The 25,566-nt window shown below is 63.5% G+C and carries 28 protein-coding genes and 1 other RNA gene; 11 read left to right on the top strand and 18 right to left on the bottom strand.

What is annotated here, in order from left to right:
• Positions 1-146: 146 nt before the first annotated feature.
• The 7 genes from dusB (at position 147) to L0U80_RS02220 (ending at position 6,688) form a co-directional block, all read left to right on the top strand.
• Positions 147-1,220 (top strand): tRNA dihydrouridine synthase DusB, encoded by a 1,074-nt coding sequence (gene dusB, locus L0U80_RS02250; protein ID WP_233862245.1) that lies wholly within the window; start codon positions 147-149, stop codon positions 1,218-1,220.
• On the top strand, positions 1,217-1,450 hold the full coding sequence (locus L0U80_RS02245) for a Fis family transcriptional regulator (protein WP_233862244.1): 234 nt from the start codon (positions 1,217-1,219) through the stop codon (positions 1,448-1,450). The genes dusB and L0U80_RS02245 overlap by 4 nt, the downstream gene beginning before the upstream one ends.
• Positions 1,451-1,496: 46 nt before the next feature.
• Entirely contained in the window at positions 1,497-3,062 is a 1,566-nt protein-coding gene (gene purH, locus L0U80_RS02240; RefSeq protein WP_233862243.1) for a bifunctional phosphoribosylaminoimidazolecarboxamide formyltransferase/IMP cyclohydrolase, read from the top strand.
• A gap of 166 nt (positions 3,063-3,228) precedes the next feature.
• Positions 3,229-3,771, top strand: coding sequence for a crossover junction endodeoxyribonuclease RuvC (gene ruvC, locus L0U80_RS02235; RefSeq protein WP_233862242.1), 543 nt, complete (start codon positions 3,229-3,231; stop codon positions 3,769-3,771).
• Between the two features lie 143 nt (positions 3,772-3,914).
• Positions 3,915-4,496, top strand: a complete 582-nt coding sequence (ruvA, locus tag L0U80_RS02230; protein WP_233862241.1) for a Holliday junction branch migration protein RuvA — start codon at positions 3,915-3,917, stop codon at positions 4,494-4,496.
• Positions 4,497-4,617: 121 nt separating this feature from the next.
• Entirely contained in the window at positions 4,618-5,700 is a 1,083-nt protein-coding gene (gene ruvB, locus L0U80_RS02225; RefSeq protein ID WP_233862240.1) for a Holliday junction branch migration DNA helicase RuvB, read from the top strand.
• Positions 5,701-5,728: 28 nt separating this feature from the next.
• On the top strand, positions 5,729-6,688 hold the full coding sequence (locus L0U80_RS02220; protein ID WP_373322085.1) for an oxygenase MpaB family protein: 960 nt from the start codon (positions 5,729-5,731) through the stop codon (positions 6,686-6,688).
• A gap of 97 nt (positions 6,689-6,785) precedes the next feature.
• On the opposite strand, the gene L0U80_RS02215 is transcribed toward L0U80_RS02220, so the two are convergent.
• A complete protein-coding gene (locus tag L0U80_RS02215; protein ID WP_233862238.1) occupies positions 6,786-7,931 on the bottom strand; it encodes a branched-chain amino acid ABC transporter substrate-binding protein in 1,146 nt (381 codons plus the stop codon).
• A gap of 133 nt (positions 7,932-8,064) precedes the next feature.
• Here L0U80_RS02215 and L0U80_RS02210 point away from each other — a divergent pair, with 133 nt between their 5' ends.
• Positions 8,065-8,217 (top strand): hypothetical protein, encoded by a 153-nt coding sequence (locus L0U80_RS02210; protein WP_233862237.1) that lies wholly within the window; start codon positions 8,065-8,067, stop codon positions 8,215-8,217.
• Positions 8,218-8,247: 30 nt separating this feature from the next.
• Here L0U80_RS02210 and L0U80_RS02205 read toward each other — a convergent pair whose 3' ends face one another.
• The 5 genes from L0U80_RS02205 to L0U80_RS02185 all read right to left on the bottom strand — a co-directional run bounded on the left by L0U80_RS02205 (position 8,248) and on the right by L0U80_RS02185 (position 11,466).
• Positions 8,248-8,916 (bottom strand): histidine phosphatase family protein, encoded by a 669-nt coding sequence (locus L0U80_RS02205; protein ID WP_233862236.1) that lies wholly within the window; start codon positions 8,914-8,916, stop codon positions 8,248-8,250.
• Between the two features lie 89 nt (positions 8,917-9,005).
• Complete coding sequence (dtd, locus tag L0U80_RS02200) at positions 9,006-9,464, bottom strand: D-aminoacyl-tRNA deacylase (RefSeq protein WP_233862235.1); 459 nt, start codon at positions 9,462-9,464, stop codon at positions 9,006-9,008.
• A 52-nt stretch (positions 9,465-9,516) separates the two neighbouring features.
• Positions 9,517-10,767, bottom strand: coding sequence for a tyrosine--tRNA ligase (tyrS, locus tag L0U80_RS02195; protein ID WP_233862234.1), 1,251 nt, complete (start codon positions 10,765-10,767; stop codon positions 9,517-9,519).
• A gap of 96 nt (positions 10,768-10,863) precedes the next feature.
• Complete coding sequence (locus tag L0U80_RS02190) at positions 10,864-11,166, bottom strand: HigA family addiction module antitoxin (RefSeq protein ID WP_233865590.1); 303 nt, start codon at positions 11,164-11,166, stop codon at positions 10,864-10,866.
• A 21-nt stretch (positions 11,167-11,187) separates the two neighbouring features.
• A complete protein-coding gene (locus L0U80_RS02185) occupies positions 11,188-11,466 on the bottom strand; it encodes a type II toxin-antitoxin system RelE/ParE family toxin (RefSeq protein ID WP_233862233.1) in 279 nt (92 codons plus the stop codon).
• A 302-nt stretch (positions 11,467-11,768) separates the two neighbouring features.
• On the opposite strand from L0U80_RS02185, the gene L0U80_RS02180 reads away from it, so the two are divergent.
• A complete protein-coding gene (locus L0U80_RS02180) occupies positions 11,769-12,923 on the top strand; it encodes an anhydro-N-acetylmuramic acid kinase (RefSeq protein ID WP_308444837.1) in 1,155 nt (384 codons plus the stop codon).
• Positions 12,924-13,007: 84 nt separating this feature from the next.
• On the opposite strand, the gene erpA is transcribed toward L0U80_RS02180, so the two are convergent.
• The 3 genes from erpA to rplM all read right to left on the bottom strand — a co-directional run bounded on the left by erpA (position 13,008) and on the right by rplM (position 14,406).
• The gene (erpA, locus tag L0U80_RS02175) at positions 13,008-13,373 is read right to left on the bottom strand and encodes an iron-sulfur cluster insertion protein ErpA (RefSeq protein ID WP_124153675.1); all 366 of its coding nucleotides are present in this window, start codon (positions 13,371-13,373) and stop codon (positions 13,008-13,010) included.
• Positions 13,374-13,573: 200 nt separating this feature from the next.
• Complete coding sequence (gene rpsI / locus L0U80_RS02170; RefSeq protein ID WP_124153676.1) at positions 13,574-13,966, bottom strand: 30S ribosomal protein S9; 393 nt, start codon at positions 13,964-13,966, stop codon at positions 13,574-13,576.
• A gap of 11 nt (positions 13,967-13,977) precedes the next feature.
• Positions 13,978-14,406: a 50S ribosomal protein L13 gene (gene rplM, locus L0U80_RS02165; RefSeq protein ID WP_027795838.1), complete on the bottom strand. Its 429-nt coding sequence runs from the start codon at positions 14,404-14,406 to the stop codon at positions 13,978-13,980.
• Between the two features lie 717 nt (positions 14,407-15,123).
• Between rplM and L0U80_RS02160 the strand changes: the two genes are divergently transcribed.
• Entirely contained in the window at positions 15,124-15,546 is a 423-nt protein-coding gene (locus L0U80_RS02160; RefSeq protein WP_233862232.1) for an OsmC family protein, read from the top strand.
• Between the two features lie 114 nt (positions 15,547-15,660).
• On the opposite strand, the gene rnpB is transcribed toward L0U80_RS02160, so the two are convergent.
• The 3 genes from rnpB to pyrC all read right to left on the bottom strand — a co-directional run bounded on the left by rnpB (position 15,661) and on the right by pyrC (position 18,120).
• Positions 15,661-16,073: RNase P RNA component class A (rnpB, locus tag L0U80_RS02155), an RNA gene on the bottom strand.
• 143 nt (positions 16,074-16,216) lie between these two features.
• Entirely contained in the window at positions 16,217-17,062 is an 846-nt protein-coding gene (locus L0U80_RS02150) for a DUF3025 domain-containing protein (protein ID WP_233862231.1), read from the bottom strand.
• Complete coding sequence (gene pyrC, locus L0U80_RS02145) at positions 17,059-18,120, bottom strand: dihydroorotase (RefSeq protein ID WP_233862230.1); 1,062 nt, start codon at positions 18,118-18,120, stop codon at positions 17,059-17,061. The genes L0U80_RS02150 and pyrC overlap by 4 nt, the downstream gene beginning before the upstream one ends.
• A 404-nt stretch (positions 18,121-18,524) precedes the next feature.
• Here pyrC and L0U80_RS02140 point away from each other — a divergent pair, with 404 nt between their 5' ends.
• Entirely contained in the window at positions 18,525-19,436 is a 912-nt protein-coding gene (locus tag L0U80_RS02140) for a class II glutamine amidotransferase (RefSeq protein WP_233862228.1), read from the top strand.
• 120 nt (positions 19,437-19,556) lie between these two features.
• Here the strand turns inward: L0U80_RS02140 and L0U80_RS02135 are convergent, their stop codons facing one another.
• From L0U80_RS02135 to L0U80_RS02110, 6 genes are all read right to left on the bottom strand, one after another.
• Positions 19,557-20,282, bottom strand: coding sequence for an amino acid ABC transporter ATP-binding protein (locus tag L0U80_RS02135; protein ID WP_124153681.1), 726 nt, complete (start codon positions 20,280-20,282; stop codon positions 19,557-19,559).
• Entirely contained in the window at positions 20,279-20,956 is a 678-nt protein-coding gene (gene gltK, locus L0U80_RS02130) for a glutamate/aspartate ABC transporter permease GltK (RefSeq protein WP_233862227.1), read from the bottom strand. Before gltK ends, L0U80_RS02135 begins: the two co-directional genes overlap by 4 nt.
• The gene (locus L0U80_RS02125) at positions 20,956-21,696 is read right to left on the bottom strand and encodes an amino acid ABC transporter permease (RefSeq protein ID WP_233862226.1); all 741 of its coding nucleotides are present in this window, start codon (positions 21,694-21,696) and stop codon (positions 20,956-20,958) included. The genes gltK and L0U80_RS02125 overlap by 1 nt, the downstream gene beginning before the upstream one ends.
• Positions 21,697-21,790: 94 nt before the next feature.
• A complete protein-coding gene (locus tag L0U80_RS02120; protein ID WP_233862225.1) occupies positions 21,791-22,684 on the bottom strand; it encodes a glutamate/aspartate ABC transporter substrate-binding protein in 894 nt (297 codons plus the stop codon).
• Positions 22,685-22,921: 237 nt separating this feature from the next.
• On the bottom strand, positions 22,922-24,223 hold the full coding sequence (locus tag L0U80_RS02115) for a Glu/Leu/Phe/Val family dehydrogenase (RefSeq protein ID WP_233862224.1): 1,302 nt from the start codon (positions 24,221-24,223) through the stop codon (positions 22,922-22,924).
• A gap of 328 nt (positions 24,224-24,551) precedes the next feature.
• A complete protein-coding gene (locus L0U80_RS02110; RefSeq protein WP_233862223.1) occupies positions 24,552-25,508 on the bottom strand; it encodes a LysR family transcriptional regulator in 957 nt (318 codons plus the stop codon).
• Between the last annotated feature and the right edge of the window lie 58 nt (positions 25,509-25,566).

The following is a 25,566-nucleotide window of genomic DNA, read 5'->3' as shown; positions in this document are numbered from 1 at the left end:
AATGTTCCGGTTCGCCCGGAGCGACCGGTGGTCTCGCTTACGCTAAAATAGCGGTTTCCCCCATTTTTCCGGCCGTGGCCGCACCAACGTTTCCGATCTTCCCGATCGTTGCGAAACGGGCGCGGCGGCGGTCACTTCCGCGCGTCATGCTCACGATCGGCCATCACACCCTGCGCAACAACCTGTTCGTCGCCCCCATGGCGGGCGTCACGGACCGGCCGTTCCGCCAGCTGTGCAAGCGCCTTGGCGCGGGCTACGCCGTATCGGAGATGGTCGCGTCGAACGCGCAGCTCTGGAAGAGCGAGAAGACCATGCGCCGCGCCAATCACGCGGGCGAGGTCGAGCCCATCGCCGTTCAGATCGCCGGCGCCGATCCCGAGATGATGGCCGAAGCCGCGCGCTACAACGTCGCGAACGGCGCGCAGATCATCGACATCAACATGGGTTGTCCGGCCAAGAAGGTGTGCAACGTCGCCGCGGGTTCGGCGCTGCTGCAGAACGAGCCGCTCGTCGCGCGCATCGTGAAGGCCGTGGTGGACGCCGTGGGCGTCGGCCCCGACGCGGTGCCCGTCACGCTCAAGATCCGCACGGGCTGGGATCGCCAGAACCGGAACGCGCTGACGATCGCGCGCATCGCCGAGGATTGCGGCATCGCGATGCTGACCGTGCACGGCCGCACGCGCGCCGACCTCTATCACGGCGAAGCCGAGTACGAAACGATCGCCGCGGTGAAGGCCGCTGCACGCATTCCGGTGGTCGCCAACGGCGACATCACCACGCCGCAGCGGGCGCGCGACGTGCTCGCGGCTACCGGCGCCGACGCCATCATGATCGGTCGCGCGGCGCAGGGCCGCCCATGGCTCTTTCGCGAGATCGACCATTTCCTCGCCACCGGTGAGCTGCTGCCGCCGCCGCGCGTCGACGAAATCCAGTCGATCATGAATGAGCATCTCGAAGATCACTACGCGTTCTACGGCGAATTTACCGGGGTGCGTACTGCGCGCAAGCATATCGGCTGGTACACTCGCGGCCTTTGCGGCGCCAACCTGTTCCGGCACCGTATGAACACGCTGGACACTACACGAGAGCAACTTCTCGCCGTTAACCAGTTCTTCGACGAACAAAAGGCACGCTCGGATCGTCTCGTCTACGAGGACGAGGACGAAACGGACGCAAGCCGCGGTGACGAAATCGAATCAACCGATCGACTGGCAGCATGAGCAAGCACAACATCGAACAATGCGTCCGCGAGAGCCTCGGCGTGTACTTCCAGGATCTCGACGGCTCCAACCCGCACGACGTGTATGAAATGGTGATTTCGATCGTCGAAAAACCGATGCTCGAGGTGGTGCTCGAGCAGGCCGGCGGCAACCAGTCGCTGGCCGCCGAGTATCTCGGCATCAACCGCAACACGCTGCGCAAGAAGCTCCAGCAGCACGGCCTGCTGTAGCGCTTCGGCGCAGCCCCCTCGATCCTTCCGGCTCCCCTCCTCCATCATGATCAAGCAAGCGCTCATCTCCGTTTCCGACAAGTCGGGCATCGTCGACTTCGCCAAGTCGCTGTCCTCGCTCGGCGTCAAGATCCTGTCGACCGGCGGCACCGCAAAACTGCTCGCGGACGCGGGCCTCCCCGTCACCGAAGTCGCCGATTACACCGGCTTCCCGGAAATGCTCGATGGGCGCGTGAAGACGCTGCACCCGAAGGTGCACGGCGGCATCCTCGCCCGCCGCGACCTGCCCGAGCACATGGCCGCGCTGAAAAAGCACGACATCCCCACCATCGACCTGCTGGTGGTGAACCTGTATCCGTTCGTCCAGACCGTCTCGAAAGACGAGTGCACGCTGGAAGACGCGATCGAGAACATCGACATCGGCGGCCCGACGATGCTGCGCTCGGCAGCGAAGAATCATCGCGACGTGACCGTCGTGGTCGATCCCGTCGATTACGCTGCGGTCCTCGACGAAATGCGTGCTAACGGCAACAACGTGAGCTACGCGACGAACTTCCGCCTCGCGACCAAGGTGTTCGCGCACACCGCGCAGTATGACGGCGCGATCACGAACTACCTGACGAGCCTCACGTCCGAACTCGACCACAAGTCGCGCAACACGTATCCGGCCGTGCTGAACCTCGCGTTCGACAAGGTGCAGGACCTGCGCTACGGCGAAAACCCGCACCAGAACGCAGCGTTCTTCCGCGACATCAGCGCGCCTGCCGGCGCGCTCGCGAACTACAAGCAGTTGCAGGGCAAGGAACTGTCGTACAACAACATCGCCGACTCGGACGCGGCGTGGGAATGCGTGAAGACGTTCGACGTGCCCGCCTGCGTGATCGTCAAGCACGCGAATCCGTGCGGCGTGGCCGTTGGCGCCGATGCGCACGAAGCGTACTCGAAGGCGTTCCAGACCGATCCGACCTCGGCGTTCGGCGGCATCATCGCGTTCAACCGCGAAGTCGATGAAGCGGCGGCGCAGGCCGTCAGCAAGCAATTCGTCGAAGTGCTGATCGCGCCGTCGTTCTCGGACGCCGCGAAGGCCGTTTTTGCCGCGAAGCAGAACGTGCGTCTGCTCGAGATCGCCCTCGGCAACGGTCACAACGCGTTCGATCTGAAGCGCGTCGGCGGTGGCCTGCTCGTGCAGTCGCTCGACTCGAAGAACGTGCAGCCGCACGAACTGCGTGTCGTGACGAAGCGCCACCCGACGCCGAAGGAAATGGACGATCTGCTCTTCGCCTGGCGCGTCGCGAAGTTCGTGAAGTCGAACGCGATCGTGTTCTGCGCGAACGGCATGACGATGGGCGTCGGCGCGGGCCAGATGAGCCGTGTGGATTCGGCGCGCATCGCGAGCATCAAGGCTGAAAACGCGGGTCTCAAGCTCGCGGGTTCGGCCGTGGCGTCGGACGCGTTCTTCCCGTTCCGCGACGGTCTCGACGTGGTGGTGAACGCCGGCGCGACCTGCGTGATCCAGCCGGGCGGCTCGATGCGCGACGACGAAGTGATCGCCGCCGCCGACGAGCACAACATCGCAATGGTCATGACGGGCATCCGCCATTTCCGTCACTAAGCGGCAGACCTTTGGCGCGCGCTGTAACGCGCGCCGTATTGCCCCGGAAAGCCCCGAAAACCCGCTGGACTTCGCGTCCCGCGGGTTTTTTTACGCACCTTCAACGCTCGCGGTACGGTTGCCGTTCGTTGTACCATCGCAGGCACATTCGTTTTTCCCGGCCTTCATGAGAATCATCGGCATCGACCCCGGCTTGCGCGTCACTGGCTTCGGCGTGATCGAGCGTCACGGCCATCAACTGACGTATGTCGCGAGCGGCGTGATCCGCACCGGCGACGCCGACCTGCCCACGCGCCTCGGCATCATCTTCGAAGGCGTTTCTACGCTGATCCGCCAGCATGCGCCCGATACGGCCGCGATCGAAAAAGTGTTCGTCAACGTCAATCCGCAATCGACGCTGCTGCTCGGCCAGGCGCGTGGCGCAGCGATCTGCGGGCTCGTGTCGGGCGGCGTGCCCGTCGCCGAATACACCGCGCTGCAGCTCAAGCAGGCCGTGGTGGGCTACGGCCGCGCGACCAAAGAGCAGATGCAACAGATGGTCGTGCGCCTCCTGAACCTCTCGGGCACGCCGGGCACCGACGCCGCCGACGCGCTCGGCATGGCCATCTGCCACGCGCACGGCGGCGATACGCTCGCGACGCTCGGCGAACTCGCGCCCGCGCTTGCGAAAAAGGGCATACGCGTGCGGCGTGGGCGGCTCATCGGCTGAAGTTCCTCCGCCAGGGTTCATCGACGGCAAGTGGCGGCGCTCGCTTGGGTATACCCAGGCCGGACGGCTAACGCTCCTTTTCGCCGCGCCCAGGCGCCACGCGCTCCGCTACACTCACGCTTTCTCCCACCACTGAATCCGCCATGATCGGTCGCATTGCCGGCGTCCTGCTGGAAAAAAATCCGCCGCACCTGCTCGTCGACTGCAACGGTGTCGGCTACGAAATCGACGTGCCCATGAGCACGTTCTACAACCTGCCCGGCACCGGCGAGAAACTCGTGCTGCTCACGCACATGATCGTGCGGGAGGATGCGCATCTGCTCTACGGCTTCGGCACGCAACAGGAACGCGCGACGTTTCGCGAACTGCTCAAGATCACGGGCATCGGCGCGCGTATGGCGCTCGCGGTGCTCTCGGGCATGAGCGTGCACGAGCTTTCGCAGGCCGTGACGCTGCAGGATGCGGCGCGGCTCACGCGCGTGCCCGGCATCGGCAAGAAGACCGCCGAGCGTCTCTTGCTCGAACTGAAGGGTAAGCTCGGCGCCGACCTCGGCGCCATGGCCGCAGCCGCTTCGCCGTCCGATCACGCCAACGACATCCTCAACGCGCTGCTCGCACTCGGCTATTCGGAGAAAGAAGCGCTTGCCGCGATCAAGAACGTGCCGGCGGGCACGGGCGTGTCCGAGGGGATCAAGCTCTCGCTGAAGGTGCTCTCGAAGGCCTGACGCCCACGCTCGCAAACGCGCAACGGCCACGTTGTGCGTGGCGTCCGGACCGTGAACAGCGGCTTGCGGCACAACCTCCCGGGCGATCCGCCCGCGCTCCCTCGCGCGGTACAATCGCTCCATGATCGAAACCGACAAACTCGCCGCAAACCGCGCTGACACCGAAGGCGCGCGCATGATCGACGCAGCGCCGGCCTCGCGCAACGAGGAGGCGTTCGAACGCGCGCTGCGACCGCGCCAGCTCGACGAATACGTTGGCCAGGAAAAGGTGCGCGGCCAGCTCGAGATCTTCATCGAGGCCGCGAAGCGCCGCTCAGAGCCGCTCGATCACGTGCTGCTGTTCGGGCCACCGGGCCTCGGCAAGACCACGCTCGCTCACATCATCGCGCGCGAAATGGGGGTCAATCTGCGGCAAACGTCGGGGCCGGTGCTGGAGCGTGCAGGCGATCTTGCCGCCCTGCTCACGAACCTCGAAGCCAACGACGTGCTCTTCATCGACGAAATTCACCGGCTTTCGCCGGTCGTCGAGGAAATCCTCTACCCGGCGCTCGAGGACTACCAGATCGACATCATGATCGGCGAAGGGCCCGCTGCGCGCAGCGTAAAGCTCGACCTGCAGCCGTTCACGCTGGTCGGCGCGACCACGCGCGCGGGCATGCTCACGAACCCGCTGCGCGACCGTTTCGGTATCGTCTCGCGGCTGGAGTTCTACAACGCGAGCGAGTTGAGCCGCATCGTGCAGCGTTCTGCAGCGCTGCTCGGCGCGCACATCCATCCCGACGGCGCGCTCGAAATCGCGCGCCGCTCGCGCGGTACGCCGCGTATCGCGAACCGTCTGCTGCGCCGCGTGCGCGACTATGCCGAAGTGAAGGCCGACGGCTCGATCACGGCAAGCGTTGCCGACGCCGCGCTCAAGATGCTCGACGTGGATCCGGTCGGCTTCGACCTCATGGACCGCAAGCTGCTCGAAGCGATCCTGCACAAGTTCGACGGCGGGCCGGTCGGCATCGACAACCTGGCTGCGGCGATCGGTGAGGAACGCGACACGATCGAAGACGTGCTCGAGCCGTACCTGATCCAGCAGGGCTATCTGCAACGCACGCCGCGCGGGCGCGTCGCGACGCAGCTCACGTATCGCCATTTCGGGCTCGCCGCGCCGGATTCGGCAGCATCGGGCGGCTTCTGGGACCCGAACGCGTCCTGATGCGCGACCGGGCCTGAGCGAACACGCGATGTCCGAACAACACGCCGGCCGCCGCCACGACGCCCCCGAACCCACCGGGCTCGCAGCACAGCTTGCGCACCGCGTGCGCATGGTGCTCGCCGAGAGCGTGACCCACCTCACCACGGGCAGCGGCCCAAGACTCGACTACTCCGCACCACCTGGCGATCCAGGCCTCTTCGGCCCCGACGCCGTGTGCTGGAAGGTGCACGCCGATTTCGCATCGATGATGGCGGGTGGCATCAGCGCACTCCTGCTGCAGTCGTTGCATCCGCTCGCACTCGCGGGCGTCTGGGATCACTCGACGTTCCGCAGCGACATTCTCGGCCGGCTGCGCCGCACCGCGACGTTCATCGCAGGCACGACCTACGGCAGCCGCGCCGATGCCCTCGCGCTGATCGAGCGAGTCAAGACGATCCACGAGGGCGTGACCGGCACGGCGCCGGACGGCCGCCCGTATCGTGCCAGCGACCCCGCGTTGTTGACCTGGGTCCATGTAGCCGAGGTGTCGAGTTTTCTCGCGGCGCATTTGCGCTACGTGAACCCTTCACTGCCGGAGGCGCTGCAGGACCAGTATTACGCGGAGACTTCGCGCATCGCACGGTTCCTTGGCGCGACCGACGTGCCCTCTTCACGCGCCGAGATCGCAGCTTACCTGCGCTCGATGCAGCCCGAGCTGGTGGCGAGCGAGCGCACACGCGAAGTCGTGCGCGTGCTGATGAACGCGCCCGCGCCGCGGCCAGCCATGCGTCCGGCGGGCATGCTGATGCGGCACGCCGGCATCGACTTGCTGCCGCCGTTCGCACAGCAATTGCTCGGCTTCGACCGCCTGGCATTCATGCGCCACGCGCTCGTACGGCCGGGCATGCGTACGGTCGCGCCCGTGCTGCGCTGGGCGCTCGTCAACGGCGTATCGAAGCGCGCGCGTCGGCGAGCAGCGGCCAAGCCGCACCAGGACCCGCAGCCCTGAAAGCAAAACGACCAACCCGCAAATGCCGGTTGGCCGCTTTCGTCACGCGTCGGTCACGCGTTCGCGTGACACCGTGCGCCTTGCGGCGCACACCGTCTTACATCTTCACCACGTCGAGCAGCGTCTTCTTGCCCGCCTTGTAGTCGTAGAGCGAGATCACGCCGTGCTTGAGGTCGCCCTTCGAGTCGAACGTCGTCTCGCCGATCACACCCTTGTAGTCGGTGCCCGGAATCGCGGCGAGAATCTTCGCCGGATCGGTCGAGTTCGCACGCTTCATCGCGTCGACAACGATATACACCGCGTCATACGTGAACGGCGCATCGAATTCGATTGCGTGGCCGAAGTGCTTCTCGTACTTCGCTGCGAACGCTGCACCGCCGTCCATGCGCTCGAGCGCCATACCGGCTTGCGAGCACACGACGTTGTCGGCTGCCGCGCCTGCGAGCTGCGCGAGGCTTTCCGTGCAGACGCCGTCACCCGAAAGCACCTTCGCGCGCAGGCCGAGCTGCTTCGACTGCTTCGCGAACGGGCCGCCCGTGGCGTCCATGCCGCCGTACATGATCGCGTCGGGGTTTTCGCCCTTGATCTTCGTGAGAATCGCGCGGAAGTCCACGGCCTTGTCGTTCGTCGCGTCATGCGACAGCACCTTCAGGCCGAGCGACTTCGCGGTCTTCTCGAACTCGTTCGCGAGGCCCTGGCCGTAAGCGGTCGAATCGTCGACGATTGCGACGCTCTTCACGTTCAGCGTCTTCGCTGCGTAGTTGGCGAGTGCCGGGCCTTGCTGCGCATCGGTCGCGACGACACGGTAGGTCGTCTTGAAGCCTTGCTGCGTGTAGGCCGGGTTCGTCGACGACGGCGAAATCTGCACGATGCCCGCATCGCTATAGATCTTCGAAGCCGGAATCGAGGCGCCCGAGTTCAGGTGGCCGATCACCGCGACGACCTTGTCGTCGACGAGCTTCTGCGCAACCTGGGTGGCCTGACGCGGGTCGGCGCCATCGTCCTGTCCGTCGAGTTGCAGCGTGATCTTCTGGCCGCCGATCGTGAGGCCCTTCGCGTTGATTTCCTCGATGGCGAGGCGGGCGCCGTTCTCATTGTCCTTGCCGAGGTGCGCCGAACCGCCGGTGAGCGGACCGACGTGACCGATCTTGACGACCTGGTCGGCGGATGCGTTGGCGGACATCGCTGCGAGCGCAACGACTGCGGCGCTGAGCGGCAGCAGCTTGTGAAGCTTGAACGTCATTTGAATCTCCTGCGTCTTTTTCGGAAACTATCTGGCAAATGAGCCTTTGCACGCCGCGGCGCGGCACGCGCGCGTCCTCTACAACGCGCGGCCGGCGCCCGCCGCCGCATGGGAAACGACGTCGGAGCGACCGATGGCCGAAGCGGAGCAAAGCTCAGAAGAATGTTATCAGCCAGACCTCGTTTCAGGTTGGCAATTGGAAAGGGGCCGTAAGACGTTGGTGATGGAAGTTGAAGCTATCGCAAAAAAACGTCATCGCAACTACGGCCGTGGCTGCGAGACGTGAAGGACGGCGGACGCGTCAGCGTTCCGGTTCTCACACGCGCCTGAAGCCGTCATCGGCGCTTGCACCGTCCAGATGTGTGACGTCGCCCCAGGCGACGACACTCGCCTGCGTGACAGCGCCATCGCTCTCGAAATCGACGATGTTCACGCTCGTATTGAACAGCGGCCAGTTGCGCGGCGCGTCGAGCGGCAGGCCGCGCGCAAAGCGATAAACGCAATCGAGCACGCCGCCGTGCGTGACGACCGCAATACGCCCGCCCTGATGCGCCGCGATCAGCGGCTCGAGCGCGTGCAGCACGCGATGGTAGAACACGCGATGCGATTCGCCCTCGGGCGGCGCGAAACCGGGGTCGCGCGTCTGCCAGTGTGCGTATTCGTCGGGAAAGCGCGCGGCGATCTCGTCGCTGTCGTGGCCCTGAAATGCGCCGTAGTTCCGCTCGCGCAGCCCCGGGGCGAGTTGCACCGGCACTTGCAGCGCCTGCGCGACTGGCTGGGCGGTTTGTTGCGCGCGCATCAAGTCACTGGACCACACCGCGTCGAGCCGCGCGCCCGATTGCGCCTCGCAGGCGATGCGACTGCCCAGTTGCTGCGCCTGGTCGATGCCGCTCTGTGCAAGCGGAATGTCGATATGGCCCTGAATGCGCTTGATGCGGTTCCAGTCGGTCTCACCGTGTCGGATGAAGATGATTTGCGTGGTCATGGGGCGGCGCGTGGGTTTTCGAAGGCATCCTCAGTAAAGCAAATGCCATTGTCGGAAAAAGTCGCGCGGGCACGATGCCCGCGGAAGAATCAATTGCGGACCTGGAGCCAGAAAGTCACAGGGCCGTCGTTGATGAGCGACACCTGCATGTCGGCGCCAAATTCGCCCGTTTCGACCACCGGGTGCCTGGCCCGCGCAGCAGCGACGAAGTAGTCGAAGAGCCGGCGGCCTTCGTCGGGTGGTGCAGCGGGCGTGAAGCTCGGACGCAGGCCGCTGTTGGTATCGGCGGCGAGCGTGAACTGTGACACGAGCAGGAGACCGCCCGGCGTGCCGTTGCCGTCGATGTTCTGCACCGGCAGGTTCATCTTCCCAGCCGCATCGCTGAACACGCGGTAGCCGAGCAGCTTCGCGAGCAGCTTGTCGGCGTTGGCCTCGGTATCGCCGCGCTCGGCACAGACGAGCACAAGCAGCCCCTGGCCGATCGCGCCAGTCGCGCGATCATCCACGCGCACTTCGGCGCGACGCACGCGCTGAATCAATGCGATCATCGCGCGCGCTCCAGCTGCTGCGCGTGGCGCGATCGCTGCGGGTGCAACGTCATCACGCGGTCAGCGTCACGCGCGCGAAGCGGCGCTTGCCCACCTGCACGACGAACTCGCCTGCCTCGACCTTCAGACCCTTGTCGGAGACGCTCGTACCGTCGATCTTCACGCCGCCCTGCTCGATGTTGCGCAGTGCCTCGCTCGTCGACGGCACAAGGCCAGCCTGTTTGAGCAACTGGCCGATCGCGAGCGGCGCGCCCGCGATCGTCACCGAGGGGATGTCGTCGGGCACGCCGCCCTTCGCACGGTGATTGAAGTCCTCGAGCGCACGCTCGGCATCGGCTTGCGAGTGAAAGCGCGCGACGACCTCCTGTGCGAGCAGCACCTTGAAGTCACGCGGATTGCGGCCCGATTCGGCTTCGCGCTTGAAGCCCTCGATTTCGCCCATCGGACGGAACGACAGCAGCTCGAAATAGCGCCACATGAGCACGTCGGAGATGCTCATGAGCTTGCCGAACATGTCGTTCGGCTTCTCGCTGATGCCGACGTAGTTGTTCTTCGACTTCGACATCTTCTCGACGCCATCGAGCCCCTCCAGCAGCGGCATCGTGAGAATGCACTGCTGTTCCTGGCCGTACTGCTTCTGCAGTTCGCGACCAACCAGCAGATTGAACTTCTGGTCGGTACCGCCGAGTTCGAGGTCGGCGTTCAGCGCAACCGAGTCGTAACCCTGCATCAGCGGATAGAGGAATTCGTGAATCGAAATCGGCACGCCGCCCTGGAAGCGCTTGGTGAAATCCTCACGTTCGAGGATTCGCGCAACCGTGTAACGCGAAGCGAGCTTGATCATGCCGTCGGCGCCGAGCGGCATCGACCATTCGCTGTTGTAGCGGATCTCGGTCTTTTCGCGGTCGAGCACGAGCGCGGCCTGATCAAAGTACGTCTTCGCGTTCGATTCGATCTGCTCGCGCGTGAGCGGAGGACGCGTTGCATTACGGCCGGACGGGTCGCCGATCAGCGACGTAAAGTCGCCGATCAGGAAAATCACGGTGTGGCCGAGGTCCTGCAACTGGCGCATTTTATTGAGCACCACCGTGTGACCGATGTGGATGTCGGGCGCCGTTGGATCGAGGCCGAGCTTGATACGCAGGGGCTTGCCCGTGGCCGCGCTGCGCGCGAGTTTTTGCTGGAATTCTTCTTCGATCAGCAGTTCGTCCACGCCGCGCTTCGTGACGGCGAGCGCGTGACGAACCTCGTCGGTGACCGGAAAGGCTGGGGTGCCACTGGATTGGGAGGACTCGGTGCTCATGCGTCGATCGTAAAGTCAGGTTTAGACCGCGATTTTACGTGATTCGAGCAGCATCACCGACGTTTGGAGGCGTCGGCCCGTCACAAACGCGCTGTTTCAGGAACGGGCGACGGCACGAGCCACGCGCGGCACACCTTTCGAGCGCGCCTGCCACAGGTCCCAGGCAACCTGCTGGGCAAGCCAGAGGTCCGCGCGGCCGCCGTTTTCCTCGCCTAGCCAGGCTTCGATCCGCAACGCCATTTCCGGGGAAATGCCGGCGCGCCCGTTGAGCACGCGCGAAAGCGCCGCGCGCGTGACCCCAAGTTGCGCCGCGGCTTCGGTCACGGTCAGACCCAGTTCCGGCAGGATGTCGTCTCGTAGTGTCGCGCCCGGATGGGGCGGATTGTGCATGCGAATCATGTCGCTCATCTTCAGAGCACCTCAATGGTAGTCATGGTAGTCGACCAGGATGACGTCAGCCCCTTCGAACGCGAAAGTGAGCCGCCAGTTGCCGCTCACCTTGACCGCGTGGTGGCCGCCAAGCCCGCCCTCCAGGGCGTGGCATCTCCAGCCCGGTACGTTCATGTCCTGCGGCGATTCCGCCACGTCGAGCCGCGCCAGTTGACGGGCTAGGCGCGATACGTGATCGGGACAGATGCCTGCCTTGCTTCCCGTGAAAAAGAATTCCTTAAGCCCTTTGTGCTTCCACGACTTGATCATGGTTCCCCAGACGAAGTGAATCGAACATTGGTTGGTCCTTTTCCGGGGCGTGGCAGGCGTAACGATCGTGTCGTATATCGCGCAGTTACACTATACGCACCATCGGCATCGCAGTCAATGCGTCTTCCATCTGCAAGTTGAGCTCGCACACGTCCCGGCGCCGCTCGCGCAAAAGCGGCCAGTCCCAAGCGTCACACGAGACGCGCGAACGCCTCAACTAGACCGTTCGGCTTACGTGCACGCGCCATTGCGTCGATAATCCACAACGGGAAACGAAGATCGCATTCAAGGAGGAGCACGACGTGGCGCCACGCGACGAACGAAAGAACAGCGACAACGCAGCAGACGGCGTGTATTTCGGCCTGATGTCGGGCACGAGCATGGACGGCGTGGACGGCGTCGCGGTGCGGTTCGAAAAGGGCAGACGGCCCGTTGTGCTGGCCGAGGCGTTCGTCGGCTTCACGAAGACTCTGCGCGAGGCGCTCTTTTCGCTGCAGCAGGCCGGTGACAACGAAATCGAGCGCGAAGCACTTGCCGGCAACGCGCTAGCGGCACGCTACGCGGTTTGCTGCCACGAACTGCTGCGCTCGGGCAATCTTTCCGCCAAAGAGGTGCGTGCGATCGGCGCGCATGGGCAAACCGTGCGGCATAACCCCGAAAAGGGCTACACCGTGCAGATCCAGAACCCGGCACTGCTCGCCGAACTGACGCGTATCGACGTAATCGCGGATTTCCGCAGCCGCGATGTCGCCTCGGGCGGCCAAGGCGCGCCGCTCGTGCCGGCCTTTCACGCAACAGTGTTCGGGTCCAGAGAGGAAACGCGCGTCGTCTGCAATCTGGGGGGAATCAGCAACATCACGATTCTCCGGAACACGGGCGAGGTGCGCGGATTCGACTGCGGCCCGGCCAATGCGCTGCTCGACCTCTGGGCCGAGCGGCACCTCGGCAAACCCTACGACGAGAACGGCCATTTCGCAGCGAGTGGCACAGTGCACGAGCCGCTCCTGAATACGCTGCTCGCCGAACCGTTCTTCGCCCAGCAACCGCCCAAAAGCACGGGACGCGATCTCTTCCACGCGCAGTGGCTCGATTCGGCACTGAAAGGCTTTGAAACGCTCGCGCCCGCCGACGTGCAAGCGACGCTCGTCGCCCTCACGGCCGTGAGCGTAGCGCATGAGATCGAACGTCACGCGCCGGATTGCCGCGCGGTTTATATCTGCGGCGGCGGTGCACGCAACCCGCACCTAATGGTGGAACTGCAAAAGGCACTGGAGATGGTCGGCAAGAGCGGCGTGCCGGTCGTGACGACCGATGCGCTCGGCGTACCGCCGCATCACGTGGAACCGTTGGCGTTTGCCTGGCTGGCAATGCGCTGTGTTGCGCGTGAGCCAGGAAGTCTCGCGGCCGTGACCGGCGCGGCAGGCGATCGCGTGCTGGGCGCGATGTATCCTCGCTGAATGCGCGGAGGGCGGGTAAACAGGTGCCCCAGATAAACAAAACGGGGCACGATGCCCCGTTTTTTCATACCGTAGCGCGCCCGTTTAAACCGAGAACGACGAACCGCAACCGCACGTGGTGCTGGCGTTCGGGTTCTTGATGACGAACTGCGCACCGTTCAGATCGTCCTTGTAGTCGATCTCCGCGCCGAGCAGATACTGATAGCTCATCGAATCAACGAGCAGTTGAACACCGTTCTTGTCCATCACCGTGTCGTCTTCGTTGATCGTCTCGTCGAACGTGAATCCGTACTGGAAGCCCGAGCAGCCGCCACCCTGCACGAATACGCGCAGTTTCAGGTCCGGGTTGCCTTCCTCGTCGATCAGTTGCTTGACTTTGTCAGCCGCGGCTTCGGTGAAAACGAAGGGGCTGGGCATTTCGGTCACGGGGGTCTCGGTGACAGCGCTCATGCGAATTCTCCAAAAAAGCTTTAGCCGCTATTGTAGGGCTGTTCCCAAGATCGTGCTTATGCCCACAAAATCAAGGGGTGCTTTGCATATACCGGTGAGCACGACGCACAGCGGTCCTGATAAAACGAAAAAGCCGCCCGGCGCATTCCGCGCGGGCGGCTTTTGCAGTTGCGCACCATTCGGGGCGCAACCCAAAGCGATTAACGCTTCGAGAACTGCTTGCGGCGACGTGCCTTGTGGAAGCCGACCTTCTTACGCTCGACTTCACGTGCGTCACGCGTCACGAAGCCTGCTTGCGACAGTGCCGGCTTGAGCGTTGCGTCGTAGTCCATCAGCGCACGGGTGATGCCGTGGCGGACTGCGCCGGCCTGGCCGGTTTCGCCGCCGCCGGTCACGTTCACCTTGATGTCGAACGTCTGGCCGTGGTTCGTGAGTTCCAGCGGTTGACGCACGATCATCAGCGACGTTTCGCGCGAGAAGTAGTCGGCGATGGGCTTGCCGTTGACGACGATGTCGCCCTTGCCCGACTTGATGAAGACACGAGCGACGGCGCTCTTGCGGCGGCCCGTACCGTAATTCCAGTTACCGATCATGTGGGCTCCCCTTAGATCTCGAGCGCCTTCGGCTGTTGGGCCGAGTGCGGATGCGTTGCGTCTGCGTAGACCTTCAGCTTCTTGATCATCGCGTAACCGAGCGGGCCCTTCGGCAGCATGCCCTTGACCGCCTTCTCGAGCGCACGGCCCGGGAAGCGTTCTTGCATCTTGCCGAACGTCGTTTCGTAGATACCGCCCGGGTAGCCCGAGTGACGGTAGTACTTCTTGTCGGTGGTCTTGTTGCCCGTGACCTTCAGCTTGCCGGCGTTGATGATGATGATGAAATCACCAGTGTCGACGTGCGGGGTGAACTCAGGCTTGTGCTTGCCGCGAAGACGGCGTGCCACTTCGCTGGCGACACGGCCGAGAACCTTATCCGTCGCGTCAATCACGTACCATTCGCGCTGCACTTCATGTGCCTTGGCGGAAAAAGTCTTCATGATCGATCCAAAAAAAATGCTGTGCCCTTATTTGGTCCTGCTTGTGTGGTGACGCTCGTTGGCGCCGGCGCAGGCTCTCCCTGTTTATTTCTTCCCGCGGGCATGGATGCAGGAAACCTAGGATTATAAAAGGAAAATTCCCGGGGCGTCAAAATTTCTGCGGGCCGCGAGGAAGGCGCCGGCCAAGGCGCGGGCTGGTTGCCCGGAAAGCGGGTCGAAAGCGCCGGGTGAAACGCTGGTTGAAAAACACGCAGACGAAAAAAAGCCCGAACGCAATCGCTCGGGCTTAAAGACGAAAAAAAGCCCGAACGCAATCGCTCGGGCTTAATCCACCTGGTTGAGGAGGGTGGAGGAGACATGCTGAGGTGTCGACAAACACGACAACCAATAAGAGGCATTCTACGGATTTGCTTTGTGCAGCGCAAGATAAACTACATTGCGAAATTTAAAACCATAATGTGAAATCTCACAGAGGCTGCAGGAGAACATCAATTAATTTTAAAATCAATGGCTTATGAATTGATCTTCGATGCATAACGCTCCGCAACTAGAGCAAAACCCCTAAATAATCGCGGGGAATTCATTCTGCCCCCATTATGCTGCGACGCAACATTGAAGCGCGCTACGCCAACCTCCATCACCACGTCGCCCTCGGACATACTTGTAAGGCGCGGGCTACAATGCCATCTGAATTGAAAAACCGGCAGAGGCACACGCATGGAATGCAAAGTTAGCTGGATGGGGCAGGATGGCATGGCATTTGCCGCCGAAACGGGGAGCGGTCACCTCGTTAACATGGACGGCGCACCGGAAGGCGGCGGCCGTAACCTCGCGCCGCGCCCGATGGAGATGCTGCTGCTCGGCACGGGCGGTTGCACGGCCTACGACATGGTCCTGATCCTGAAGAAGAGCCGTCAGGATGTCAGCGGCTGCAGCGTAACGCTCAAGGCCGAGCGCGCGAGCGAGGACCCGAAGGTCTTCACGAAGATCCACTTCCACTTCACCGTGACCGGCAAGAACCTGAACCCGGCCACGGTCGAGCGGGCTATCAACCTGTCGCACGACAAGTACTGCTCGGCGTCGATCATGATGGCCAAGACCGCCGAGATCACGCACTCGTTCGAGATCGTCGCGGCCTGAGCCGGGCGTTGGTCCCGCGCCGCGGCACGCACCGGTGCCGTGCGAAACAAAAAAGCCGGCGCGGTCGAGTTCAACTATGAACTCCGCCGCGCCGGTTTTCGAGCGTAATGAGATTGGCAAAGCAGGCCGATAAGCCGGATTCTGTGCACACGCGGCGCCTTGCGGCGCCGTGCGCGTGGCAGCCATTCCTCTAGGCGCGCCATTGCTGACGCGCTCAAGCTTCCTACCCGCAGACGAGACGGGGGCCCCGTCCTGCATCTCGAAGATGCGCGCCTGCCTACTTGGAATTGCTCCGGGTGGAGGTTGCCGTGCCGTCTACGTCACCGTAGCCGCGGTGCGCTCTTACCGCACCGTTTCACCCTTACCTGATCCCGGCCGAAGCCGGGCCATCGGCGGTCTGTTCTCTGTTGCCCTGTTCCGCGTGTCGCCACGGATGGCCGTTAGCCATCACCCTGCCCTGTGGAGTCCGGACTTTCCTCGCCTCCTTTGGTCGAAACCGCCGGAGCCGCGACTGCCTGGCCTGCTTTGCGAGGGCCGATCTTAGCACGGTGAGGCGCGTGGCGCGTCGGGTTCCGAGGCGGCGTGAGCGCCGTGTGTGGCGGCGGCTGGCTCGGTCAGGCCCGCAGTCATGCCAACACCCGCGGCAACCGAACGCCGCGGCACGATAGCACTAGCGCGCGCGACGGCCAGGCCGAAACACCGAGGTGTCGTCGTAAAACGCCTTGTCTTCGTTCTGCGGCCACCAGCCCGGAATGCCGAGCACTGGCAGCGGCGAGAAACTGCGGCCGTTGAGGTCCGCATCAGCGGCGAGCTTCGTGCTCACCACCTCGTCGAGCCATGCGTCGCGCTGCGCTCGCGGCCAGACGAAGTATTCAGCCGGCGCCTCGACCACCCACGCGTGCGCCGTACACGCCACATACGGTGCAATCAGCTTATCGAGCAGCGCATGGCCGAATACGCGCACTTCGCAGCGCGTGCCCCAACGCGCGCGCCCTGCAACGAACAGCTTGTCCCATTCGAAACCGCGCAGCGCCGCCGACAGCGCCGGGTCGGCGCAGACGTACAGCACCGCGTTTTCGTCGAAGAGCGTAAGCGCATCGCGCACATCCCCGCGCGTGGCGCCAACGCCCAGCACATCGATCGCCGCCGACTGGCGCGCGTTCAGCGTCGCCTTGATACGCGGGAATGCGAACCAGGTGAGCGCGTTGAAAAAATCGTGGAGATTGTGGCGCGTGGGTACGCAGCCCGTCGCGGCAATATGCGCCTCGTACGCCGAGCCCTCAGGCAGATCGTCCTGTGCGATGAAAGCGAGCGGCTGCCCGCGCCCCGTGCGCTGCGCAGACGCGCGCGCGTCTGCGTTCAGCTCGTCGAGATAGCGGCCATAGCCCGCCAGTGCAGCCTGCTGCCAGCGCCGGCCGCGCGTCTCATGCTGGGCGAACCACGGGCGCGCCCAGTCGATATCCGCGAAACCAGCGGCGGGAAGACTGCGGCGCACCGCGCCGGCCTCGGCGGTCACGAAGCGGCCAGTTTCCAGCCGATCGTCTCGCCGCCACGCAGCGGCACGACCGGCGTGTCACCGGCCGTCACTTCGGCGGGCAGCGTCCAGGTCTCGCGGCGCAGCGTCACCTTCTCGGCGCTGCGCGGCAGGCCGTAGAAGTCGGCACCGAAGAAGCTCGCGAAACCTTCGAGCTTGTCGAGCGCGCCCGCATTGTCGAACGCCTCAGCGTACAGTTCGAGCGCGTGCAACGCCGTGTAGCAGCCCGCGCAGCCGCATGCGTGTTCCTTCAGCCCCTTCGCATGCGGCGCGCTGTCCGTGCCGAGGAAGAAGCGCGGGTCGCCCGAAGTCGCTGCCTCGACGAGCGCGACGCGATGGGTCTCGCGCTTGAGCACCGGCAGGCAGTAGTAGTGCGGACGGATGCCGCCCTGGAAGATGGCGTTGCGGTTGTACAGCAGGTGATGCGCGGTGATCGTCGCCCCAAGCAGGCCCGGTGCAGCGTTATCGGCGCGGATGTAGTCGACGGCATCCTTCGTCGTGATGTGCTCGAACACCACTTTGAGCGCCGGGAATTCGCGGCGCAGCGGCGCCAGCACACGGTCGATGAAGACCTTTTCGCGGTCGAAGAGGTCGATGTCGGCGTTCGTCACTTCGCCATGCATGAGCAGCGGCATGCCCGCTTCCTGCATCGCTTCCAGCGTCTTCGCGCACTTGAGGATGTCGGTCACGCCTGCATCCGAGTTCGTCGTTGCGCCCGCCGGATAGAGCTTCACGCCATGCACAAAGCCGCTTTCGCGCGCGCGGCGGATTTCGTCGGGCGGCGTGTTGTCGGTGAGATAAAGCGTCATCAGCGGCTCGAAGCGCAGCCCCGCGGGCAACGCCGCGAGAATGCGCTCACGGTACGCGGCGGCCTGCCCGGTCGTCGTGACCGGCGGCTTCAGGTTCGGCATGATGATCGCGCGGCCGAACTGGCGCGCCGTATGCGGCAGCACCGCCGCGAGCATGGCGCCGTCGCGGACGTGCAAGTGCCAGTCGTCGGGGCGGGTGAGCGTGAGAGTCGTCGGGGAAGAAGCGTTCATGGCGATCGAATGCAGCGGATAACGGACTAAAGCAAGGCAAAAACGGGCAAAACACACAGCGGCCGGGTACATCGGGCAGGCCAGCGCCGGGCGAAGCACAGTCAAACACACCGGCCGACGGCATGCGCTGCGCGACCTTGGGGCTTGTAGCGCCCCGCCCGTCGCGAACCGCCGGCGCTATCCAGAGCCATCCGGCACTATCGACAAGTTTCGCTAGCGAAACCGGATGCAGCACCCGACACCGTCGGCGTCGCGCCCAGGCGACAGCCACCGCCCTTCGCACGCCGCGCGAAAACCATCCGACAAAATTCGCGCTGGCAACGCGCAGCCCGGTGATATGCTTGGAAAATCATCATTGTACCGGGTCGTCAGGCTGCAACGCCGCGCCGCATCACGCATTCATCATGTGCCAACTACTCGGAATGAACTGCGCCACGCCGACGGACGTCACGTTCTCCTTCACCGGATTCGCGGCGCGCGGCGGCGCCACCGACCACCACGCCGACGGCTGGGGCATCGCGTTCTTCGAAGACAAGGCCTGCCGTCTCTTCGTCGACCACGAGGCGTCCGCGCGCTCGCCTATCGCCGAGATGGTCAAGCGCTACCCGATCAAGTCGCGCAACACCATCGCGCATATCCGCAAGGCCACGCAAGGACGCATCCTGCTCGAAAACAGCCACCCGTTCTTGCGCGAACTGTGGGGCCGCCACTGGATCTTCGCGCACAACGGCGACCTGCAGGACTTCAATCCCGCGATGTCGGGTGTTTATCAGCCGGTCGGCACGACCGACAGCGAACGCGCTTTCTGCGCGCTGCTGGAGGGATTGCGCAAGGCGTTTCCAGGTTCGCAGCCGCCGCTTGAAGAACTCTTCGCGGCACTCGAATCGCTCACGCGCGAGATCACGCAGTTCGGCGTATTCAACTTTCTGATGTCGAACGGCCAGGCACTTTTCGCGCACTGCTCGACTCACCTCTACTACCTCGTGCGCCGCTGGCCGTTTTCGACTGCGCATCTCGTCGACGCCGACGTCACCGTCAACTTCGCAAACTACACGACGCCTGAAGACCGCGTCGCGGTGATCGCGACTGCGCCGCTCACCGACAACGAAGTCTGGACGCGCTTCGCGCCAGGCGATCTGCTGATGTTCCAGCACGGCGACGTGGTTGCACACGCCAGCGTTCCTGTCCCGCAGAAGGTGCTCGACAAGCTGAGCAATCCGTCGACGGATGCCTCAGCGAGCGCACCGTGTCCGCCACCGGGCACCCAAACCGTGGGCATCGAAGCCGCCACCGCGATGCAGACCTGGGGCGAATAGCGCCCCTCTCTACTCACGCAAACGCTCAAAGCAAAACGCCGCGCAGGCCCGAAAGCCGCGCGGCGTTTTTTGTTTCAACGCCCGGCTGCAAAGCCCGACGCGTCAGGTTCGACGAACCCCTTAATGCAGGATCTTCGCGAGAAAATCCTTCGCGCGATCCGACTTCGGATTCGCGAAGAAGTCTTCCTTGCGGTCGTCCTCGACGATGAGCCCCTTGTCCATGAAGATCACGCGATGCGCAACCTTCTTCGCAAAGCCCATCTCGTGAGTCACGCACATCATCGTCATGCCTTCCTGCGCGAGTTCGACCATCACGTCGAGCACCTCGTTGATCATCTCCGGATCGAGCGCCGAGGTCGGCTCGTCGAACAGCATCGCGATCGGGTCCATCGACAGCGCTCTCGCAATCGCGACGCGCTGCTGCTGACCACCTGAAAGCTGGCCCGGAAACTTCTCCGCGTGCGCACGCAGGCCCACGCGATCGAGCAGTTTCAGCCCCTTCTCGGTCGCCTCGTCCTTGCTGCGGCCGAGCACCTTGATCTGCGCGAGCGTCAGGTTCTCGGTGATCGAGAGGTGCGGAAACAGCTCGAAGTGCTGGAACACCATGCCCACTTTCGAACGCAGCTTCGAGAGGTTGGTCTTCTTGTCGCTGACGCTCTGACCGTTCACGAGGATCTCGCCCTGCTGGAACGGCTCAAGCCCGTTGACGGTCTTGATGAGCGTGGATTTGCCCGAGCCCGAAGGCCCGCACACCACCACGACCTCACCCTTTTTCACTTCCGTCGTGCAATCGGTCAGCACCTGGAAGTGACCGTACCACTTCGAAACGTTCTTTATCGAAATCATGTCGCGACCTTTTTCTGAAGACTTTTCACGATGCTCGAAGCGATCACACAGACGACGAAATAGCACGCGCCCGCGAACAGTACCATCTCGACCGTGGTCCCATCACGGTCGCCGATATTCGTCGCGGTGCGGAAGAAGTCCGCGAGGCTGATCACGTAGACGAGCGCCGTATCCTGAAAGAGCACGATGGCCTGCGTGAGCAGAAGCGGAACCATCGCGCGAAACGCCTGCGGCAGGACGACGTGGCGCATCGCCTGGCTGTAGCGCATGCCGAGCGCGAACGACGCGTTCACCTGTCCGCGCGGCACGGCCTGAATACCCGCGCGGATGATCTCCGAATAGTACGCCGCCTCGAAGAGCGAGAACGCAACCATCGCCGAGGCGAGCCGGATGTCGATGTTCGGCGACAGATTGAGCACGCTCTGCAGCACCTGCGGCACGATCAGGAAAAACCACAGCAGGACCATCACGAGCGGGATCGAACGGAAAACCGTCACGTAGCCCTGCGCGAACCATTGGAGCGGCTTGACGCCCGAAAGCCGCAAGAGCGCGAGCACCGTGCCCCACACAATGCCCACGACGATCGCGCACACCGTGATCTGGAACGTGACGATCGCGCCGGTCCACAAGGTCGGCAGTGCGCCCGGAATACCACTCCAGTCGAAATGATGCATCACTTGCCTCCGATATAGCCGGGTAGCCGGGTCCTCGCCTCGATCCAGCGCATCAGCCCCATGACGACGAGATTGATGAGGACATAGGCGAGCGTGACCGCGATGAACGACTCATAGGCCTGCGCCGTGTAGTCGACGAGCTGGCGAGCCTGCGCGGAAAGATCGAGCAGGCCGATCGTCGACGCAACCGCCGAGTTCTTGAAGATGTTGAGAAACTCGGACGTGAGCGGCGGCACGATGATGCGAAACGCGACCGGCAACAGCACATAGCGATACGTCTGCCATTGCGTGAAGCCCACCGCAAGACCCGCTGCGCGCTGGCCCCGCGGCAGCGCATTGATCCCCGAGCGCACCTGCTCGCACACGCGCGCGCCGGTGAAGAGGCCGAGACAGAGAATCGACGACGAGAAGAACTGCACGTTCGGCGGCAACTGCTTGAACCAGTTGCCGAGCGATGGCGGCAGCAATTCCGGGATCACGAGATACCAGATGAAGAACTGCACGATCAGCGGTATGTTGCGGAACACCGCGACGTACACGGTGCCCGCGCCCGAGGCCCACTTGTTCGGCACCGTGCGCAGCACGCCGAAGAACGACCCGACGATGAGCGCGATCACCCACGCGGCGAGCGACACCGTGACCGTCACCCAGAGGCCGGAAATCAGCCAGCCGAGATAGGTAGTGGGTTCGCCGGTCGAGACCGGGCTAAAGAGAATGCCCCAGTTCCAGTGGTAGGACATATTGTGTCTCCAACAAAAAGAACGGAAGAAGCGGCGCTACTCCCGCGCTTCTTCCGTTCCTGACCATAGTGCGACTAGCGAGGGGGGTCGACGCTTAGTCGATCGCCTTGTCGTTCGGGTTCTTGAAAAGCGCCCGCATGTCGTCACTCATGGGGAAGTTCAGGTTGAGGCCCTTGGGCGGAATCGGCGACTCGAACCAGCGCTTGTAGATCACCTCGCCTTCGCCGGAGGTCTGAACCTTCGCGACGGCGTCGTCGGCTACCTTCTTGAACTCGGGGTCGTTCTTGCGCATCATGCAGCCGTAAGCTTCACGCGATTGCGGCGTGCCGACAATCACGAAATCGCCCGGATTGTTCGACTTCGCACGCTCGCCCGCCAGCAGAGCATCGTCCATCATGAACGCCACTGCGCGGCCCGTCGACAGCGTCAGGAACGAATCGCCGTGGTCCTTCGCGCTGATGATGTTCATGCCCATGTTCTTGTCCTGGTTCATCTTGCGCAGAATACGCTCGGACGTCGTACCCGCCGTCGTGACGACGGTCTTGCCCTTCAGGTCCGGGAAATCCTTGATGCCCGAATCCTTCTTCGTCATGAGACGCGTGCCGATCACGAAAATCGTGTTCGAGAACGCGGCCTGTTGCTGACGCTCTGCGTTGTTCGTGGTCGAGCCGCATTCGATGTCGATCGTGCCGTTCTGCACGAGCGGGATGCGGTTCTGTGACGTGATCGGCACGAGCTTGACCTTCAGGTTCGGCATGTTCAGCTTCTGCTTCACAGCGTCGACGATCTTCAGCGCGTAATCCTGCGAGTAGCCGACCACATTCTGCTTGTCATCGTAGTAGGAAAACGGAATCGACGATTCCCGGTGACCCAGCGAGATGACGCCCGTGTCCTTGATCTTCTTGAGCGTGCCACTGTCCTGCGCATATGCGCTCGCTGAAACGAGTCCGAGGGTGGCGAGAGCGAGTGCGGCGATTTTGATCTTCATCTTTTAACTCCTGAGCAGAAAACGACCTTTGCAGTGTAGCAAAGTAATAGTTTTGAAAGAATAAGGCCGCGCGAAAGCATTCCCCCGCACATCACGGGTTGCTGCGCTGCATCAGGATGTGCAAAAGCGGACGGCCCCGCCAAGGTCCCGTCCGCTCCTGGCTACTGCTCCGTGGCGGGTGCAAACGTGCCCCCGCCGTGTTGCGTCGATCAAGCGTCGATCAGACGTCGATCGATCTCAGGGATACAGACCGCGCATTTCGCGCGCCATCAGGATGCGCTTGCACGCCACGATGAACGCTGCCGTGCGCATCGACACCTTTTGCTCGCTCGCCACTTGCCAGACCGCGGCGAACGCTTCGCGCATGACGCGCTCGAGACGCTCGTTGATTTCCGCTTCGGTCCAGAAGAAGCTCGAGAAGTCCTGCACCCATTCGAAGTAAGAGACGGTCACGCCGCCCGCGTTCGCCACCACGTCGGGGATCACGAGGATGCCCTTGTCGTGAAGAATGTCGTCCGCTGCCGTCGTGGTCGGGCCGTTCGCGCCTTCCACGATGATCTTCGTGCGGATCTTCGACGCGTTCTTTTCGGTGATCTGGTTTTCCAGCGCGGCCGGGATCAGGATGTCGGTCTCGATGGTCCAGAACTCGTCGTTAGAGAGGACATCGGCGCCAGCAAAACCCGCCACGCCACCGGTCTTCGCAACGTGTTCGAGCAGCGCCACGGCGTCGATGCCGCCCGACTTGTACAGCGAGCCGGTATGGTCCTGCACCGCGACGAGCCGCGAACCGGCTTCCTGGAAGAGGCGCGCAGCGATGCCGCCCACGTTGCCGAAGCCTTGCACGGCGATCCGCGCGCCTTCGATGCTAAGACCCGTGCGCCGGGCCGCTTCGCAGCCGACGACGAACACGCCGCGCCCCGTCGCTTCGCGGCGGCCGAGCGAGCCGCCGAGCGAGATGGGCTTGCCGGTAACGACGCCCGTGGCCGTCTGGCCCTGGTTCATCGAGTAGGTGTCCATCATCCACGCCATGATCTGCTCGTTCGTGTTGACGTCCGGCGCGGGAATGTCGGTGTTCGGCCCGATGATGATGCCGATTTCGCTCGTGTAGCGGCGCGTCACGCGTTCGAGTTCGCCGCGCGAGAGGGTTCGCGGATCAACGCGAATGCCACCCTTCGCGCCGCCGTACGGCACGTTCACCGCTGCGTTCTTCACCGACATCCACGCGGACAACGCCATCACTTCGGACAACGTAACATCCTGGTGATAACGGACGCCGCCTTTACCGGGACCGCGCGACACGTTGTGCTGAACGCGATAGCCTTCGAAGTGCGCCACGGTGCCGTTATCGAGTTCGATGGGCACGTCGACGATCAGGATGCGCTTCGGGCGCTTGAGCGTTTCGAGCCAGCGCGAGAGCGGGCCGAGATACGGCGCGACGCGATCGACCTGACGAAGATAGTTGCCCCAGGGGCCGAGATCATCGGCGTGGAGATAGGAAGGAACCGACGACATTGCTGCAGACTGCAGTTGGGATGACATGAACGCTCCGGCGATCGAACAAGTGGTGCCATTGTCAGAAAAGCCCAAAATGAAATCCAATGCCGTTTGATTATCCCGTTATGTTTTTCTTGCATAACATCCCCGAAGCCGACAAAGCATGTGCATGCGGGTATCGATGGCGTTTATCACCGTTTGCCAACGCTTGCCGCCGTTGTGTCGGCGAACGGTCCTCAATGGAAGAAGATGTGAGCCGGCCGTCGCCCGCGTCTGCAACGCAGTGCATTGCGATGGCTATCACGGGCGGCCGCTTTCGTGAGTGCGGGTATTGCTTGCAACCTCGTCAGCTTGACTGACGCTTCCGTGCCCTTTACGCGCCGCCCTGCGCGAGCTCCTCACTCACCGCATCCCACACCCGGCCGACGAGCGCGCGGCGCGCGTCATCGCCCTGCGCTGCGAACTTGTCGCGATAGAGGCGAATTTCCATGTCGAGCGTGAATTGTCCCGCGGGTGTGCCGCGAGTCGCGCGGTCGAGCCGGATGAGATCGCCGGCGGCCACCGCGTCCTCTACCGCGCTGTGCGGCAGAAACGCGATGCCGTGACCCGCGAGCGTCATCGCCTTGAGACCCTCCGCCATGTCGGTTTCGTAGACGCGGTCCAGATAGAGCCGCGTCGGCGCATTGCCGACGATCACCTCCGTCATGCGCCCGAGATACGCGTTCGGCGTATACGAAAGGTAAGGCGTGGGTGCGTCGGGCGTGCCGGGCAGCGTGTAGCGCGGTCGGCCCACGCGCTGCGGCGCGGAATACGGACTGATCGACTCGATGCCGAGCGTGAGCGTGTCGTAGCGCGCGGGGTCGAGCGTCACGGGATGACTCGGATGGTGATAGCCCATCACGAGATCGCAGCCTCCCTCCACGAGCGAGAGCACCGCGTCGTGCACATTGAGCGCGCGTAGACGTGTGTTGATGCGGCCGAGCTTGGCCTCGATGCGCTGTAGCCAGCGCGGAAAGTACGTGAGCGAGAGCGTGTGCGGCACGGCGAATTCGATCGTTGCCTCGGGCGTCGCAGTGTGGCCGCGCAGCAGCGTGCGCGCTTCGTGAAACTGCGAAAGCATCGCGAGCGCCTGCTCGTAGAACACCTGACCCGCGGCGGTGAGGCGCGTCGGATAAACCGATCGATCGATCAGTTCCGTGCCGAGCCACGCTTCGAGTGCCTGGATGCGGCGCGAAAACGCCGGCTGGGTCACGTGCCGCAATTCGGCGGAGCGGCTGAAACTATGCGTCTCCGCAAGCGAAACGAAGTCTTCGAGCCATTTGAGTTCCATGCGAATCGCGCGTCCAGTGACGTGCCTGGTGATGTGAAGTCCGCATTCTAGGCCCGCC

Origin of the sequence: Paraburkholderia adhaesiva, from assembly GCF_021390575.1 — a bacterium.
Classification (GTDB): domain Bacteria; phylum Pseudomonadota; class Gammaproteobacteria; order Burkholderiales; family Burkholderiaceae; genus Paraburkholderia; species Paraburkholderia adhaesiva.
The sequence above is the reverse complement of the archived record's forward strand: the minus strand, read 5'-3'. Positions and strand labels throughout refer to the sequence as shown.